The sequence below is a fragment of the Burkholderia sp. AU33545 genome, assembly GCF_020419685.1.
Taxonomy (GTDB): Bacteria; Pseudomonadota; Gammaproteobacteria; order Burkholderiales; family Burkholderiaceae; genus Burkholderia; species Burkholderia diffusa.
Window position 1 is genome coordinate 153,813 of the sequence record NZ_JAIZRQ010000008.1, and the last position, 16,537, is coordinate 170,349.

At 66.0% G+C, this 16,537-nt stretch carries 17 protein-coding genes; 12 read left to right on the top strand and 5 right to left on the bottom strand.

The features are described from left to right. Positions 1-2: 2 nt before the first annotated feature. Complete coding sequence (locus LGM71_RS25800) at positions 3-395, bottom strand: VOC family protein (protein ID WP_124902582.1); 393 nt, start codon at positions 393-395, stop codon at positions 3-5. Then, a complete protein-coding gene (locus LGM71_RS25805; RefSeq protein WP_226117259.1) occupies positions 392-1,342 on the bottom strand; it encodes a ketopantoate reductase family protein in 951 nt (316 codons plus the stop codon). The genes LGM71_RS25800 and LGM71_RS25805 overlap by 4 nt, the downstream gene beginning before the upstream one ends. Positions 1,343-1,441: 99 nt before the next feature. Between LGM71_RS25805 and LGM71_RS25810 the strand changes: the two genes are divergently transcribed. From LGM71_RS25810 to LGM71_RS25865, 12 genes are all read left to right on the top strand, one after another. Continuing rightward, positions 1,442-2,344 carry a LysR family transcriptional regulator gene (locus LGM71_RS25810; RefSeq protein ID WP_226117261.1) on the top strand — a complete coding sequence of 301 codons (903 nt, stop codon included), beginning with the start codon at positions 1,442-1,444 and terminating at the stop codon, positions 2,342-2,344. A 227-nt stretch (positions 2,345-2,571) separates the two neighbouring features. Beyond that, positions 2,572-3,252, top strand: a complete 681-nt coding sequence (locus LGM71_RS25815) for a hypothetical protein (RefSeq protein WP_226117263.1) — start codon at positions 2,572-2,574, stop codon at positions 3,250-3,252. 31 nt (positions 3,253-3,283) lie between these two features. After that, complete coding sequence (locus LGM71_RS25820) at positions 3,284-3,781, top strand: Lrp/AsnC family transcriptional regulator (RefSeq protein WP_048021211.1); 498 nt, start codon at positions 3,284-3,286, stop codon at positions 3,779-3,781. A gap of 150 nt (positions 3,782-3,931) precedes the next feature. Then, on the top strand, positions 3,932-5,011 hold the full coding sequence (locus LGM71_RS25825) for a homoserine dehydrogenase (protein ID WP_226117265.1): 1,080 nt from the start codon (positions 3,932-3,934) through the stop codon (positions 5,009-5,011). Then, positions 5,008-6,438, top strand: a complete 1,431-nt coding sequence (locus tag LGM71_RS25830; RefSeq protein ID WP_226117267.1) for an aldehyde dehydrogenase family protein — start codon at positions 5,008-5,010, stop codon at positions 6,436-6,438. The genes LGM71_RS25825 and LGM71_RS25830 overlap by 4 nt, the downstream gene beginning before the upstream one ends. Before the next feature lie 80 nt (positions 6,439-6,518). Further along, positions 6,519-7,316: an ABC transporter ATP-binding protein gene (locus LGM71_RS25835; RefSeq protein WP_226117269.1), complete on the top strand. Its 798-nt coding sequence runs from the start codon at positions 6,519-6,521 to the stop codon at positions 7,314-7,316. A gap of 31 nt (positions 7,317-7,347) precedes the next feature. Next, a complete protein-coding gene (locus tag LGM71_RS25840; protein ID WP_226117278.1) occupies positions 7,348-8,127 on the top strand; it encodes a transporter substrate-binding domain-containing protein in 780 nt (259 codons plus the stop codon). A gap of 66 nt (positions 8,128-8,193) precedes the next feature. Further along, positions 8,194-8,877: an ABC transporter permease gene (locus LGM71_RS25845; RefSeq protein ID WP_226117279.1), complete on the top strand. Its 684-nt coding sequence runs from the start codon at positions 8,194-8,196 to the stop codon at positions 8,875-8,877. Positions 8,878-8,887: 10 nt separating this feature from the next. Next, entirely contained in the window at positions 8,888-9,586 is a 699-nt protein-coding gene (locus LGM71_RS25850; RefSeq protein ID WP_226117281.1) for an ABC transporter permease, read from the top strand. 44 nt (positions 9,587-9,630) lie between these two features. Further along, the gene (locus tag LGM71_RS25855; protein ID WP_124627126.1) at positions 9,631-10,800 is read left to right on the top strand and encodes a trans-sulfuration enzyme family protein; all 1,170 of its coding nucleotides are present in this window, start codon (positions 9,631-9,633) and stop codon (positions 10,798-10,800) included. A gap of 104 nt (positions 10,801-10,904) precedes the next feature. Beyond that, positions 10,905-11,834 (top strand): homocysteine S-methyltransferase family protein, encoded by a 930-nt coding sequence (locus LGM71_RS25860; protein ID WP_226117283.1) that lies wholly within the window; start codon positions 10,905-10,907, stop codon positions 11,832-11,834. Beyond that, a complete protein-coding gene (locus LGM71_RS25865; RefSeq protein ID WP_124627122.1) occupies positions 11,831-12,268 on the top strand; it encodes an Lrp/AsnC family transcriptional regulator in 438 nt (145 codons plus the stop codon). Before LGM71_RS25860 ends, LGM71_RS25865 begins: the two co-directional genes overlap by 4 nt. A gap of 128 nt (positions 12,269-12,396) precedes the next feature. On the opposite strand, the gene pntB is transcribed toward LGM71_RS25865, so the two are convergent. From pntB to LGM71_RS25880, 3 genes are all read right to left on the bottom strand, one after another. Next, positions 12,397-13,812, bottom strand: a complete 1,416-nt coding sequence (pntB, locus tag LGM71_RS25870; RefSeq protein ID WP_059683965.1) for a Re/Si-specific NAD(P)(+) transhydrogenase subunit beta — start codon at positions 13,810-13,812, stop codon at positions 12,397-12,399. 13 nt (positions 13,813-13,825) lie between these two features. Further along, on the bottom strand, positions 13,826-15,427 hold the full coding sequence (locus LGM71_RS25875) for a Re/Si-specific NAD(P)(+) transhydrogenase subunit alpha (protein WP_226117285.1): 1,602 nt from the start codon (positions 15,425-15,427) through the stop codon (positions 13,826-13,828). A gap of 453 nt (positions 15,428-15,880) precedes the next feature. After that, the gene (locus LGM71_RS25880; protein ID WP_226117287.1) at positions 15,881-16,471 is read right to left on the bottom strand and encodes a dimethylsulfonioproprionate lyase family protein; all 591 of its coding nucleotides are present in this window, start codon (positions 16,469-16,471) and stop codon (positions 15,881-15,883) included. Positions 16,472-16,537 lie beyond the last annotated feature (66 nt).

The following is a 16,537-nucleotide window of genomic DNA, read 5'->3' on the forward strand; positions in this document are numbered from 1 at the left end:
GGTCATGCCTCCGCGCGCGGGTTGATCGCCAGCGCCTGCGCCACGCAGGAAGCCGGCCGGGCCTGGATCAGTTCGACGGCGAGCCCGTCGGGCAGGCGAAGCCAGTTCCGCCCTTGCGGCATTTCCGACACGCCGAACCGTTGTGCCTCGGCCAGCGCGGCTTCCAGGTCTTCGCACATCACGCCGAGATGCGCGAGCCGGCCTTCCGGGCCATCGTGGTCCGGCGCGTGGATGAACTGCAGGCCGCCGAGCGTCCAGTACTGCCGCGGCGCGTCGAGCGTGCCGTCCACTTCGCGCAGGGTCATGCCGAGCACTTCCTCGAAGAAGCGGATGTGCCAGCGGATGTCCTTCACCCAGATCGCAACGTGTTCGAGATAGGCTTTCGTGGCATTCATGCGGCGGCCTCCTGCCGTTGGCGATCGGCCATCGCGCGTTCCAGCCCCTTGATGCAGGCGACGAGCGTTGCATTGACCGGGGTCGGCACGCCGTAGCGCTGCCCCCAGCGCACGACCGAACCGTTGATGAAGTCGATTTCGGTGATCGAGCCCTTCTCGAGGCTTTGCAGCATCGACGTCTTGAAGGTCGCGGGGAGCCCCTCGGCGGCGAGCGTCCAGGCCTGTTCCGGATCGGTCATCGACAGCTTGACGCCGGCCGCCTGCGCTGCCGAGATCGCCTCGGCCACGGCTGCAAGCGACGTCGCCTTCAGCAGCGGCTCATCGTAAAGTTGCCCGTAGGTGAGGCCGGTAAGGCCGGTCAGCGCACCCGTCGCGACATTCACCAGCAGCTTGTCCCACATCGTGCCGACGATGTTGTCGCTGATCGTCGTGGCGAGGCCGGCGGCATCGAATGCGGCGGCGATTGCCTGCACGCGCGGTGTGATGCGGCCGTCGAGTTCGCCGATATAGGTGTATTTGCCGATCACGCCGGATTCGATATGGCCCGCGCCGCGCAGCACGCCGCCGACGTAGGTCTTGCCCGCGAGCACGCGCTCGCGGCCGACGACGTCGATCAGGATGTCCTCGTGTCCGAGGCCGTTCTGCAGCGATAGCACGGTGGTATCCGGCCCCACCAGCGATTGGGCGCCGCGGATGGCCGCGTCGGTGTGGAACGACTTGACCAGCACCACCACCAGGTCGGCAACGCCGACATCGGCAGCCTGAGTCGTCGCGTGGACGCGTACGTGGCGGGTGCCGCCCGCGTCGTCGACGCGCAGGCCGTCACGGCGCATCGCATCGACGTGTGCAGGCGAGCGGTCGATCAGCCAGGTCTCGTGGCCGCCTTGGGTAAGGGTGGCGCCGATCGCGCAGCCCAGCGCGCCAGCGCCCAGAATTGCTATTTTCAATGGCTTCTCCTTGACGTATGGCATCACGATAGGAGTCGCCGCTCATGCCGACAATGCAATGGATACAATGGCATCATTGCCACGGACAATAACGCCACGATGCCCGCCGACCTGCCCGACCTGAAGCTGCTTCAGCTTTTCGATCTCCTGTACGACGTGCGCAGCGTCACGCGCGTCGCCGAGCAACTGGGCCAGAGCCAGCCGACGGTCAGCATCTGGCTCGGGCACTTGAGGGAACACCTGCACGATCCGCTCTTCATCCGGACCCCCGGCGGGATGGCGCCGACACCGCAAGCCGACGCGCTGATCGGGCCATGCCGGGAAATTCTCGAATCGCTTCGGCGCTTCACCGCATGGGAGATCGCATTCGATCCAGCGACGGCCCAGCGACGCTTTCGTATCTGCATGACCGACGCGAGCCACATCACGCTGCTTCCAAGGCTGCTGGCCCATGTCCGGGCGCAGGCGCCCGGCGTCCGGCTGGAAGTCGCACGGATCGACGGCAATACGGAACGCGCGCTCGAATCCGGCGAAGCCGATCTCGCGATCGGCTATGTGCCGTGGCTGGGTGGCGGCATCTATCAGCAGAAGCTGTACGACCAGGACTGGGTATGTCTGGCCAACCGGCATCATCCGAGGATTCGCGGCCGCCTCGGGGCCAAGCAGTATCGTTCCGAAGGACATGTCGCCATCACCGCGGGAACCGGGGCGCAACTCCTCGAACAGGCGCTGCGGCAGGCGCGCATCGAGCGAGACGTCGTGCTGGAGTTGCCGGGTTTTCTGGGTCTGGGTGCGATCGTCCAGACGACCGACCTGATCACGACGCTCCCCCGTCATATCGGCCAGACACTGGCTCAGGCGAGTGATCTGGCGGTTCATGCGTGTCCGATCCCGGTCGACGGGTTTGCGGTACGGCAGCATTGGCATGCGCGATATCACCATGAGGCAGGCAACCGGTGGCTGCGCGGCGTCGTGATTCAACTGTTCGGTGCATCGCAGTGACCTGCGGCTCTGGCGTTCGCGAGGGACGCCGGACTGGCCGGCGTCTGGCTGGATGCGAAACGTCCATCAAGCGGTGTTTTTCGACGTTTTGCGTCGATGTTCGATGCGGTTGAGATTTTTTTAGTCGCATCGAGGCGATATGATTTCTCCAGCCCCAACATCGTCGGCCAAACCATGAAGCGCGCCAGCATCGCTGCGACGCGGCCCCGCAAGCACGAGAGAGTTGTATGCCGGACACGCCAATCGTCATCGTTGAACACGCCCGCAGGCGAACCGCTCAAGTCCGGGCCGGCGACGTCCCCGCCGCCTTGCAGGATGGTCCCAAGTGGGTGTGCAGGATCGTCCCGGAGCACGCGCAGCAGTCCCGCGAAGGGCACCGGTCCGCTGCAAGCGCGGCTGAAGTGCTCGGCCGACTGAAGCCCGCGAACGTCGTGTTGACGAACCCAGTCCCGAGCGCCGGCGGCTGGCTGGCGCGCGCTTCGACAGACGGGGCCGGCCGGTGTCGCGCCTATGCGCATCTCGGTGCGGACCGGGTCCTCGAGATGGTCGGAATGCCGGGCGTCGGCCCGTGGCTCGACGAGCACGACACCTGGTGGCCCGGCGCTTACGAGTTGCCGCTGCTCGAACAGTTGTGCGCGAACGCGTCGCCTCTGCGCGACCTGCTTGGTACGACTGCACCCGCCCATCTGATGATGAGCCTGACCGAAGTCGACGGCACTGCACTCGTGACCGAATCGGACGATGGCATCGAGCGTCCGTTCCGAATTCCTGCGGGCGTGGATACGATCCATTTCGCGCCCGTACGTATCTGCGGGCCAGCGGCGCAGTGGCGCGAAACGCTCGTTACCGCGTTCGACCGTGTCCGGCATCTGGTCGGGCTCAGATCGGCCCGCCCTTTCTATCTTTGACGCAAGCACCCGTTCTCCGGCAGGCCACGCCATGACCGACGCACTCGACTCCTTCGACCGCAAGATCCTGAATATCGTCCAGCGCGATTGCACCGCGACTGCGGATGCCATTGCCGAACGAATCGGCCTGTCCACGTCGGCCGTGCAGAAGCGGCTGAAGCGCATGCGCACCGAAAAGATCATTTCGGCGGAAATCGCGGTGGTCGATCGCGCGGCGGTCGGCAGGCCGATGACGTTCATCGCGGCAATCGAGATCGAACGCGAAAACTACGAGACGGTCGCCAGGTTCCGCGAGTGGTCGAAGGCGCATGACGAGATCCAGCAGATCTACTACGTGACCGGCTCCGTCGACCTGATCGCGATCATCACCGCGCACGACGTCGAGGCGTACGACCGGCTGTCCGCGCGGATCATGCAGAGCAATCCGATGATCCGCCGGATCAACACGAATGTCGTGCTGAGCGCGGTCAAGGTCGGGCTGTTCGTGCCGGTCGACAAGGACGGCGACGACGAACCGCCGGCCACCTGACGTACTCGTTTCGCGCGGGACGGGCGATCCGTCCGTCCCGCATGACAAACCGCAACGGATGATGACTTGAATCGGGCGAAACGCCTAATTTGAAAATCGATTCGCATAACTAACATGTGTCGTGTCGTCAATGAACAGGAGAAGATCAAGATGGAACTCAAACTGGCACTGGTCGGTTTCGGCGGAGTCAATCAGGGACTGGTCGATTTGCTCAAAAAGAAGCGTGCGATGCTGGGTGCGGCGGGACTCGACGTATCGGTGACGATGGTTGCCGACCTGCGGCTCGGGATCGCGACGAATCCTCGCGGTATCGCGCTGGACGTCCTCGACGAAACCGCTCGACGGGGCGTCGATGCCGAAGCGCTGCGTCGCGATCCCGGCACGCTGGTGTCGCCGGACGTCAGCCTCGGTGCGGTGCTGAAGGCGATTGCGTCGGAACACGTGGATGTCGTCATCGAGGCGACCTTCACCGATCCGAACACCGGTGAGCCCGCGCTGTCGCATTGCCGTACCGCGCTCGAATGCGGCAAGCACGTAATCACGACCAACAAGGGGCCGATCGCGCTCGCGCAGCCGGCACTGGCGCGGATCGCCGCGCAATCGGGTGCTTGTGTGATGTACGAGGGCACGGTGATGAGCGGCACGCCGGTGCTGCGGCAACTCGCGACCTCGCTGCGCGGCTGCGACATCCACGGCTTCGCCGGCATCCTGAACGGCACGTCGAATTACGTGCTCGGTGAGGTCGAGGCCGGCGCGAGCTTCGATGCGGCGATCCGGGATGCGCAGCAGCGCGGCTATGCGGAGGCGAACCCGGCGGCCGACGTCAACGGTTCGGACGTACAGCTGAAGGTCGTCATTCTGGCGAACGCACTGTGGAATGCCGGCCTCAAGCGTGGCGACGTGACCTGCCGCGGCATCGTGGAACTGACGGAGCACGACGTGCGCGCAGCGGCAGCGGAGCGCACGTCCTGGCGGTTGATCGGATCCGCCATCCGCCATCCGGACGGCTCCGTTACCGCGAGCGTCGAACCGCGCAAGCTGCCGGCCGGCCATCCGCTGCTTGCCGCGAGCGGCGTGACGAATGCGATCACGTTCGACACCGACGTGCTCGGCGGCGTGACGATCAGCGGGCCGGGTGCAGGCCGCGAGGAAACGGCGTTCGCGATCCTCTCCGACCTGATCGAACTGGCGGACAGGATCGGCGCAACCTCGCACGAGGTGGCGGCATGAGCGCGCGCGATGCGGTGATGAGCGACTGCACGGCAGCCGCCGTAGCCGATGTTCGGTCGCCGTATGACGGCTCGATCGTCGGCCAGGTTCGTCTGTCGCCAGCCGATGCGGCGCCGGTCCTCGTCGAGCGCGCGCTCGACGGCGCGCGCGCGGCCGCAACCATGTCGCGCAGCCAGAGGGCCGACATCCTGTTTCGCGCAGCCGTGAGCGTGGAGGCACAAGCGGAGACGTTCGCACGCACGATCGCGCTCGAAGCGGGCAAGCCGCTGCGGCAGGCCCGCAAGGAAGTCGCGCGCTGCGTGAACACGCTGCGCCTGTCGGGCGAGGAAGCGAAACGACTCAACGGCGAGACGATCCCGTTCGACGGGTATCCCGGCTCGGAGGATCGCAGCGGCTACTACACGCTGGAGCCGCTGGGCGTGATTCTCGCGATCACGCCCTTCAACGACCCGTTGAACCTCGTCGCACACAAGCTCGGGCCGGCGATCGCGACCGGCAATGCGGTCATCCTGAAGCCCTCGTTGCTCGCACCGCTGTCCGCACAGGCGCTCGTCGAGGTTCTGTGGGATGCCGGTGCGCCGCGCGCCGCGCTGCAGATCGTGCACGGCGGCGCGGATATCGCGTCCGCTCTGGTGCGCGACCGGCGGATCCGGATGGTGACCTTTACCGGTGGCCCGCAGACCGGCGAGGCCATCACGCGCGATGCGGGGCTCAAGAAGATCGCGATGGACCTGGGCGGAAATGCGCCGGTGATCGTCATGGCCGACTGCGACCTGAAGGATGCCGCCGAATCGTGCGTGTCGGGCGCGTTCTGGGCGGCGGGACAGAACTGCATCGGCACGCAGCGGATCTTCGTCGCCGAGGCCGCGTACGAGCCGTTCGTGCGGTATTTCGTCGAACTGACCGGCAGGATGGTCGTCGGCGATCCGCTGGACGATGCGACCGACATGGGGCCGATGATCGGCGAGGAGCAGGCGATCCGCATCGCGCGCTGGGTCGACGAAGCGGTCGCGGGCGGTGCGACGGTGCTGACCGGCCATCGGCGGCGCGGGGCGCTGTATGAACCGACGGTGCTCGCGGATGTGCCGCACGACGCGCGTGTATGGACCGACGAGGTATTCGCGCCGGTCGTGACCATCGAGAAATTCACCGACCTGCAGCAGGCGCTCGACGCGGCCAACGCGTCGGAGAGCTGCCTGCATGCAGGCGTGTTCACCAACCGCCTGGAGGTGGCGCTCGGCGCGGCCGAGCGCCTGCAGGCGGGCGGCGTGATGATCAACGATTCGTCCGATTACCGCTTCGACGGCATGCCGTTCGGCGGATTCAAGCATGGGTCGCTGGGTCGCGAAGGCGTTCGATTCGCGATGACGGAAATGACGCAGCCGAAGGTGGTCTGCTTCAGGCGCAACCGGCGGCTGTCGAGCTGATGCGCAAGCGCGGGCCCCTCGCGGGCCGGCGCGGCGCGAACCGGAGCGGTGTGAGCAACGTATCGAAGAAGGAGTCGAGGATGCCAGCAGCAATTCATGCATGCAAACCGGCGGCGGACGCGCTGGTGGTCGAGGATATTCACAAGTCGTTCGGCGGTGTCGAGGTGCTGAAGGGCATCTCGCTGACCGCGAAGAATCATGAGGTCGTGTCGATCCTCGGCAGCAGCGGGTCGGGAAAAAGTACGTTCCTCAGGTGCATCAACTTGCTGGAAATGCCCGACCGTGGCCGGATCTGCGTGAATGGCGAAACGCTCGCGCTGAAACGGGCAGGCCGCGACGGCGCGCTCGTCGCGGCCGACGCGCGGCAGGTGATGCGCGTGCGCCGCAAGCTCGCGATGGTGTTCCAGCAGTTCAACCTCTGGGCGCACATGACCGTGCTGCAGAACGTGATGTTCGTGCCGGTGCGCGTGCTCGGCGTGCCGAAGCGCGACGCCCGCGACAAGGCGATTGCGATGCTCGAACGGGTCGGGCTCGCCGGCAAGTGCGAACACTATCCGAACCAGCTGTCGGGCGGCCAGCAGCAGCGCGTCGCGATCGCACGAGCGCTCGCGACCGACCCCGACGTGATGCTGTTCGACGAGCCGACATCGGCGCTCGATCCGGAACTCGTCGGCGAAGTATTGAAGGTGATGCGCTCGCTGGCGGACGAGGGACGCACGATGCTCGTCGTCACACACGAGATGGGATTTGCGCGCGAAGTCGCGAACCGCGTCGTGTTCGTCCACCAGGGACGAATCGAGGAAGACGGCAGTCCCGACGAGGTATTCGCGAGCCAGAAATCGCCGCGTTTCCAGAAGTTTCTGTCCAGCATCATCTGATGCGGATTCAACGTCAACCGGAGGGGAAATCATGAAAAAGCTGCTTCAGTCGCTGTGCGTGGGCGCGGTATTGCTCGGTTCGGTCGCGCATGCCGAGCAGGTCGTGCGGGTCGGCACGCTCGCCGATTACGCGCCGTTCGAATACAAGGATGCATCCGGCAAGCTGCAGGGCATGGAGATCGACATCGGCAAGAAGATGTGCGACACGATGAAGGTCAAGTGCCAGTGGGTGACGATGGATTTCGACGCGCTGATTCCTGCACTCAAGGCGAAGCAGATCGATGCGGTGCTCGCGCAAATGTCGAAGACGCCGGAGCGTGAGCAGTCGGTGGACTTCACGCGCATTTTCACGACGGCGCCGGTGCAGCTCGTCGCGAAGCAGGGCTCGGGCATCACGGACAACGCCGCCTCGCTGCGCGGCAAGACGATCGGCGTTCAGACGGCATCGACGCACGAATCCTATCTGCGCCGCCGCCTGCCGGCGAGCAAGTCGGGCATCAACGTGAAGGTCTATCAGACGCTCGATGAGGCGTGGCTCGATCTCGAGGCCGGGCGCGTCGATGCGGTGTTTGCCGACAACACGGTTGCGTACGACTGGCTGACGAAGGCCGGCAGGAAGGAGGGCTTCGACTTCGTCGGCAAGCCGATCGCCGATGCGGAGATCTTCGGCGACGGCACCGCGATCGCGGTACGCAAGGGCGACGCGCCGTTGAAGGCGCTGTTCGACAAGGGCATCGCGCAGGTGCAGGCGGATGGCACGTTCGCCGCGGCCAACAAGCGCTATTTCCCGTTCAGCATCGCGCCGCAATAACCGCGCATCGGCACCGCGCGGGCGCCGGACGGCGGCCTGCGCGATCCGCGTCTTACACGGAGCGACATGACGATGGACATCTTGATGAACTACGGCGCGCAGATCGCGGCTGGCGCGCTCGTCACGCTGGAGCTTGCGGTCGCCGCGCTGTGTGTCGGCATGCTGCTCGGCATCGCCGGTGCGTCGGCAAAACTGTCGAGCCTGGGGTGGCTCAGGCATGCGACCTATGCGCTGACCAATTTCCTGCGCGGCATTCCCGAGTTCCTGATCCTGTTGATCTGCTACTTCGGGCTGTCGCATCTGCTCAACGCGCAATTCGATGGCGCCCTGGTCATCAGCCCGTTCTCCGCCGGCGTGATCGCGCTCGCCGTGGTGTTCGGCGCCTACTCGTCGGAGATGTTCCGCGGCGCGTTCATCGCGGTGCCGGCCGGACAGATCGAGGCCGCGCGCGCGTACGGGATGACACGCCTGCAGACACTGTGGTACGTGCGGCTGCCGCAGGCGTGGCGCATCTGTCTGCCGAGCCTGAACAACATGTGGCAGAACCTGCTGAAGGACACGTCGCTGGTGTCGATCGTCGGGCTCGAGGACATGTTGCGCAAGGCGAACATCGCCGCGCAGTTCACCAAGCAGCCGTTCGTCTTCTACGTGACGGTCGGAATCGTCTATTTCGGCTTTCTCGCCGCATCCAACCCCGTGTTTGCGTGGCTCGAGCGCATCGCGGGCCGCGGTTACGCAAAACGCGCCTGAAGAGGGCCATATGATCAACGACTTTCTTTCCCTCATCGAGCAGTCCGGCCCGGACGTCGCGCGCGGCATATGGATCACGCTCGAGCTGCTGGTGCTGTCATGCACGCTTGCGTTTGCGCTCGCGGTGCCGCTGGCTGTCGCGCGCACGTCGGCGTGCCGGTGGTTGTCGACCCCGAGCCGCCTGTTCATGTCGGTGTTTCGCGGCACGCCGCTGCTGGTGCAGATCTTCGTGCTGTATTACGGGCTCGCGCAGTTCTCGATCGTGCGTGCGTCGCCTCTGTGGCTGCTGGTCGGCGGATCGTTCTCGTGTGCATTGTGCGCGCTGACGCTCAATCTCGCGGCCTACATGGCGGAAGACATCCGGGGCGGGATCGCCGGCGTCCCCGCCGGCGAGAAGGAAGCCGCGCTCGCGTTCGGGATGAGCCGCTTCATGCTCACCTGGTTCGTGATCGTGCCGCGCGCGATCGGCATCGTCGCACCGACGCTCGGCAACGAGATCGTGCTGCAGCTGAAGTCCACCGCGCTTGCCAGCACGATCACCGTGCTCGACCTGACCGGTGTCGCGCGACGCATCTCCATCGAAACCTATACGACCGACGCGCTGATGCTGGCCGGCATCGTGTACGTCGGTATCACGGCTGTGCTTTCGACCGCGCTCAAACGCGTCGAAGGTCTGCTGAATCGCCATCTGGGCAGCGTGCGTGCCTGACGGGCGCCGCATGAACGCGACACAACGAACGATCCGAGGACGACATGGGATACAAGCTTGAAACGCTGGCGCTCGCCGCGGACCGCGACGTGACCGACGAGAAGTCGGTCGCGCCGGCGATCCACTATTCGGCGGTATTCAAGGCAGCCGGCAGCGAGGAATTCGCGGAGATGTCGAGCGTGCCGCAGCATCCGCGCAACTACACCCGCTACGGCAATCCGGTTCACGAGCGCGTGAAGGCGATCATGGCGGAGCTCGAGGGCACCGAGACCGCGCTCGTCACGGCGTCCGGAATGGGCGCGATCGCGACCGCGATCCTCAGTGTCGTGAAGGCCGGCGATCATGTGGTCGGCCAGACGCGTCATTACATGAGCACCACGAAGCTGCTCGACGACATGCTGCGCCGGTTCGGCGTCGAGGTGACGTTCGTCGACCAGACGGACGTGTCCGCGTTCGATCGCGCGATCCGGCCGAACACACGGCTGATCGTGCTCGAGTCGCCGGTCAATCCGCTGCTGCTCGTGACCGACATCGCCGCGGTGACCGAAATCGCAAGAGCCCGCGGCATCCTCACGCTCGCGGACAACACCTTCGCGTCGCCGATCAATCAGCAACCGCACCGGCTCGGTGTCGACATCGTCGTGCACAGCGCGACCAAGTATCTGGGCGGCCATCACGACCTGACGGGCGGCGTGATCTGCACGAGCCGCGTGCTCGCCGAGCAGATCTGGCATACGCACATCACGCTCGGGGCGGTGCTGTCGCCGATGGACGCGTGGCTGCTGCTGCGCGGGCTGCGCACGCTGCCGATGCGCGTCGAGCGGATCAACGCGAACGCTCAGGCGCTCGCCGAATTCCTCGAAGCGCACGAGAAGATCGAGCGCGTGTTCTATCCGGGCCTGCGCAGCCATCCGCAGCATGGGCTCGCATGCCGGCAGATGCGCGGTTTCGGCGGCGTCGTTGCGTTCGGTGTGCGGGGAAGCTACGGCGAAGCGCAGCGCTTTGTCGAGGCGCTGCGCTTGCCGCTGAATGCAGGCAATCTCGGCGGCGTCGATTCGCTCGCGATCCATACGGCGTCCATGTGGGCGGGCACGATGTCGGCGGAGCAGATGCGCGCTGCCGACATCCCGCTCAATTTCATCCGCTATTCGGTTGGCATCGAGCACATCGACGACCTGAAAAGCGATATCGCGCAGGCATTGGAGCAGATCTGACACGGACCCGCGCGCACGCTCGATCGACGCCCCACGCGCGTCGCGCCGGCCTTTGAATCGATTCGCGCACGAGATGCGCGGAGTGCAACGACGGAGCACGGACTATGCATGACATCACGGTACTCGACGGCGGCATGGGCCGCGAACTGGCGCGGATGGGCGCGCCGTTCAGACAGCCGGAATGGTCGGCGCTCGCACTGATGGAAGCGCCGCATTACGTCGGCCTCGCGCACGACGCATTCATCGCGGCGGGTGCCGACGTGATCACCGCGAACAGCTATGCGGTCGTGCCGTTCCATATCGGCGAGGAGCGGTTCCGTCGCGACGGTGTCGCGCTCGCGGCACTTGCCGGGCAACTCGCGCGGCAAGCGGCAGACCGCGCGGGGCGGCCCGTGCGCGTTGCAGGATCGCTTCCGCCGACCGGCGGTTCCTACCGACCCGACCTGTTCGACGCAGCGCGCGCGGATGCGATCCTGGCGACGCTCGTCGATGGGCTCGATCCATATGTCGACCTGTGGCTGGCCGAGACGCAGAGCCTGACCGACGAGATCGGCGCGGTCCGGCGTGCGCTCGATGCGAATCCGAAGCCGCTGTGGGTCTCGTTCACGCTGCGCGACGACGTCGACGCAGGCGCCACGCCGGTATTGCGATCGGGACAGACGCTCGACGAAGCGATCGACGCCGCCGTGTCCGCGCGCGCGACCGCGCTGCTGTTCAACTGCAGCCAGCCGGAAGTGATGGGCGCGGCGATCGAGACGGCGCAGCGCACGCTCGAGAGAGCGGGAACGTCGCTCGTGATCGGCGCGTATGCGAACGCGTTTCCGCCTCAGCGCGCCGATGCGCGCGCGAACGAGGAACTCGACGGCCTGCGCGGCGACATCGATCCGCCCGGCTATGCAGGATGGGCAGAGCAGTGGCTTGCGCTGGGCGCACGGATTGTCGGCGGGTGTTGCGGAATCGGCCCCGGCCACATCGCGGCATTGCGCGACGCGGTCGATGCGCGCGGCGCCGGGTACACCGGATTCGGACAATGAAGATCGACGGCCTGGACCAGAAGATAATCGACGCGTTGTGTGCCGATGCGCGGATTCCGCTCGCGGTATTGGCCGACAGGATTGGTCTGTCCAGGCAGGCGGTCCGGAACCGGATCGACCGGCTCGAAGCGCTGAACATCATTGCCGGCTATACGGTGCGGCTCGCAGTGCCCGACGATGTCGTGCCGGTGCGCGCCGTGATGCTGGTGTATCGCAAGGACCGGATGCGCGGCGCCGACGTGCTCGCCGCGCTCGAGCGGATCGCCGAGGTGCGCGATTGCGCGGTCCTCAGCGGCGAGGTCGATTTGCTCGTGCAGATCGAGGCGGCCACACACGAGCGCATCAGCGACATCTGGGCAACGATCAGCGCGCTGGACGGCGTGCAAAACATGACGACCAGTTTCGTGCTCGACTCCGTTGTCCACAAGCGCTGACTAAACCGGCTCAATGGGAAAAGGGCAGGTGGGGAACTGCTCGTCGCCCGGTTCGGCGTGCGTGTCGGCGTATCGAAGCCACGCGGCGCTGGAGCGGCTTGCTGCCCGCTCCACGCGCGTGGCCGTACTCAGGCTTTCAGTGCACCGAAGATTTCATTGAGCATCGACTTCGCGTCGCCGAACAACATGCGGTTGTTGTCCTTGTAGAACAGCGGATTGTCGACGCCCGCATAGCCGGACGCCATGCTGCGCTTCATCACGATCGACGTCTTCGCCTTCCACACTTCCAGCACCGGCATGCCGGCGATCGGGCTCGACGGATCGTCCTGCGCGGCCGGGTTCACGATGTCGTTCGCGCCGATCACCATCGACACGTCGGCCTCGGGGAAGTCGCCGTTGATCTCGTCCATCTCCAGCACGATGTCGTACGGCACCTTCGCTTCCGCCAGCAGCACGTTCATGTGACCCGGCATGCGGCCCGCAACCGGGTGGATCGCGAAACGCACGTCGACGCCCTTCTCGCGCAGCAGCTTCGTCAGCTCGAACACCGTGTGCTGGGCCTGTGCAACGGCCATCCCATAGCCGGGTACGATGATCACGCGCTTCGCTTCGCGCAGCAGCTCGGCCGTCTCCGCCGCGCTCACCGCGACCGCCTCGCCGGCCGGCTGTGCGGCGCCGCCGCCTGCTGCCGCCGGTGCGCCCGCGCCGCTGCCGAAGCCGCCCGCGATTACGCTGATGAAGTTGCGGTTCATCGCGCGGCACATGATGTACGACAGGATCGCGCCGGACGAGCCCACCAGCGCGCCGATCACGATCAGCAGGTCGTTGCCGAGCATGAAGCCGGTGGCCGCCGCCGCCCACCCCGAGTAGCTGTTGAGCATCGACACCACGACCGGCATGTCCGCGCCGCCGATCGCCATCACCATGTGCACGCCGAACAGCAGCGAGATCACGGTCATCACGACGAGCGGCAGCATGCCGTCCTGGATCGTCTCGGCATGCAGGAACGCGCGGCCGTAGTAGATCACGATCAGCAGCGCGGCGAGGTTCATCCAGTGCCGCGCCGGCAGCAGCAGCGGCTTGCCGCCGATCTTGCCCGACAGCTTGCCGAACGCGATGATCGAGCCCGCGAAGGTGATGGCACCGATCAGGATGCCGACATAAATCTCGACCTCATGAATGGCCTTCTCCGCGCCGGTGAATTGCAGCGACGTGTCGATGTAGCTCGCGAAGCCGACCAGGCAGGCCGCGAGGCCGACCAGGCTGTGCATCAGCGCGACCAGTTCCGGCATCTGCGTCATCTGCACTTTCTTCGCGGCGTACAGGCCGACCGCGCCGCCGACGACGAGCGCGGCGATCACGTACGGAATGCCCGCGGCCGACACGCGCGGCCCGGCCACGGTGGCCAGGACGGCGATCAGCATGCCGATCATGCCGAGCAGGTTGCCGCGGCGCGCGGTTTCGGGGTTCGCGAGGCCGCCGAGGCTCAGGATGAACAGGATCGCGGCGCCGATATAGGAGACGGTAGTCAGGTTGGAAGTCATTGTTGTCGTCCCCTTATTTGCGGAACATCGCCAGCATGCGGCGCGTGACCGCGAAGCCGCCGAACATGTTGACGGCCGTGAGCGTGAGCGCGCCCACTGCCAGGCCGATGATCAGCCCGGACGGGCGGTCGCCCGCGCTGGCCAGTTCGTCCAGCGGCGGCGCGACCTGCACGAGCGCGCCGATCGCGATGATCGACGAGATCGCGTTGGTCACGCTCATCAGCGGCGTGTGCAGCGACGGCGTGACGTTCCAGATCACCATGTAGCCGACGAAGCACGCGAGCACGAATACCGTGAAGTGCGACAGGAAGCTGGCCGGCGCGAACTGGCCGACCAGCAGGAATGCCAGCGCGCCGATCGCGAATACGATCGCGAGTGCCTTGGCCGACATCGGCTCGCCGCTGTGGCCGTGGCCTTTCGACTTCGCCGGGGCGGCCGCCGCGGGTGCGGCTGCCGGGGGCTTGGGCGCGACGGCCGCCTGCTTGATCGGCGGCGGCGGCCAGGTGACGTTGCCTTCCTTGATCACGGTGAGGCCTCGGATCGCGTCGTCGTCGAAGTCGACGTTGATCGTGCCGTCCTTGGCCTTGCACAGCTCCTCGATCACGCGCAGCAGGTTCGTCGCATACAGCGTCGACGACTGCCGCGACAGGCGCGACGCGAGATCGGTGTAGCCAACGATCGTCACGCCATGGCGCACGACCGCCTCGCCGGGCACGGTGAGCTCGCAGTTGCCGCCTTGCTCGGCGGCCATGTCGACGATCACGCTGCCGGGCTTCATCGACTGCACCATCTCGGCGGTGATGAGCTTCGGCGCCGGCTTGCCGGGGATCAGCGCGGTGGTGATGATGATGTCGGCATCCTTCGCCTGCTGCGCGTACATCGCGCGCTGCGCCTGCTGGAAGCCCTCGCTCATCACCTTCGCGTAGCCGCCGCCGCCCGAGCCTTCCTCTTCGTAGTCGACCTTGACGAACTCGCCGCCCAGCGACTTGACCTGATCGGCCACCTCGGCGCGCGTGTCGTTCGCGCGCACGATCGCGCCGAGACTCGCGGCGGTGCCGATCGCGGCCAGTCCGGCCACGCCGGCGCCGGCGATGAACACTTTGGCCGGCGGGATCTTGCCGGCTGCCGTGACCTGGCCGTTCAGGAAGCGGCCGAACGCATGCGCGGCCTCGATCACGGCGCGATAGCCACTGATGCTGGCCATCGACGTGAGCGCGTCCATCTTCTGCGCGCGCGACAGCGTGCGCGGCAGCGAATCGATCGCCAGCACCGTGGCGCGCTTCGCGGCCAGCTGCTGCATCAACTCGGGGTTCTGCGCGGGCCACACGAAGCCGATCAGCGCGCCGCCCTCGCGCATCAGCGCCACTTCGTCGGCGCTCGGCGGGCGGACCTTGAACACGATATCGCTGCCGGACCAGAGCTCGGCGGCGGTGGCGGCGATGCTCGCGCCGGCCGCGCGATATGCGTCGTCGTCAAAGTTCGCGCCGGCCCCGGCGCCGCTTTGGACGGCCACCGTAAAACCCAGCTTGATCAGTTTCTCGACCACTTCGGGGACGGACGCAACGCGCCGTTCCTGAGTGGCTGTCTCCAGAGGAATCCCAATCTGTAATGTCATAGTATGAAAGATGGGTGATAGATCGGTGATGGCCATCGCGAAGCGCTCGGGCCGGTGCGTCAAGGTACCAGAATCATGTGCGTGTTTAGTGCAGTGCGTGACGGTCTGTGTCAAAAATAGAACGACCGTTCGCTGAATGCGGATAGAGTATGCCGCATAACGATGAGGCTATCGGGGACACAGATGCGTCGAACGCGTTTTCCGGTGTTCTGTTGCGTTTTATCCACGCGCGGGCGATATCGCGTCGGCCGAATGGATGTTGACGATGCGATCGGATCACCGCTTCCACGGTGCGGCGCAGCCGCGCGGCGGGACTGCGTGGGCTTCCCATAACCGGCTTCCTGCGCGGGTTCCCATGGCCGGCTCCCCATTGGCGATTCCGACCGACCGGCTGGTCAATGGCCGGCTGCTTGTCGCAGGTGAGTCCGTTGGCATCACGCGTCGATCGTCGGATCAATTCAGCAGGCACCAGATCGCGAGGAACGGCGCGTGGCCGGAGCGCATCGCGTGCAGTGCGCCAGGCGCATTGTGGATCCCGCCGCCGATCCCGGGATCGAACCACGTGCCGTTTCGCTGCCGGAATTCGCCGGCCGTCATGAGCACGTACGCTTCCTCCGGTGCGTGACCGTGATCCGGATATCTGACGTCGGGCATCATCAACGAGAAGCCGAGCTGGATGTCGTCACGGCTTTCCGCGCCGCCGGGCCCGCAGATCATCCCGTTCACGTGCCCGTCGATGTAGTTCGGGCTGCCGTCCTTGCCGGACGTGCGACGCGACCATCCGATCACGGGTTCGAGCGACTTGATCAGCCTTGCGACGGTGGCGAACGTCGGGCTGACGCGCGCGACCGACTCGAGCGCCGGGTCGAGCCATTCGCATGCGGGGTATCGCACCGAGCGCCGCGTTCCGTTGTCCGACGGGGTCTGCAGCCGTGCGAATACTTGCGGCGCGAATGCGCGCGCGGCGGGTGGAAGCTTGTCCGACTCGAACAGATCGCCGGCGACCCGGACGAAATCCGCGATGTCTTTCGGGCGTACACTCATTCTGGTTTCTGCTCCCGCGCTCGCTTGGCGTGATGACACGAAAGTCTACGCAGAAACCTGCCGGCC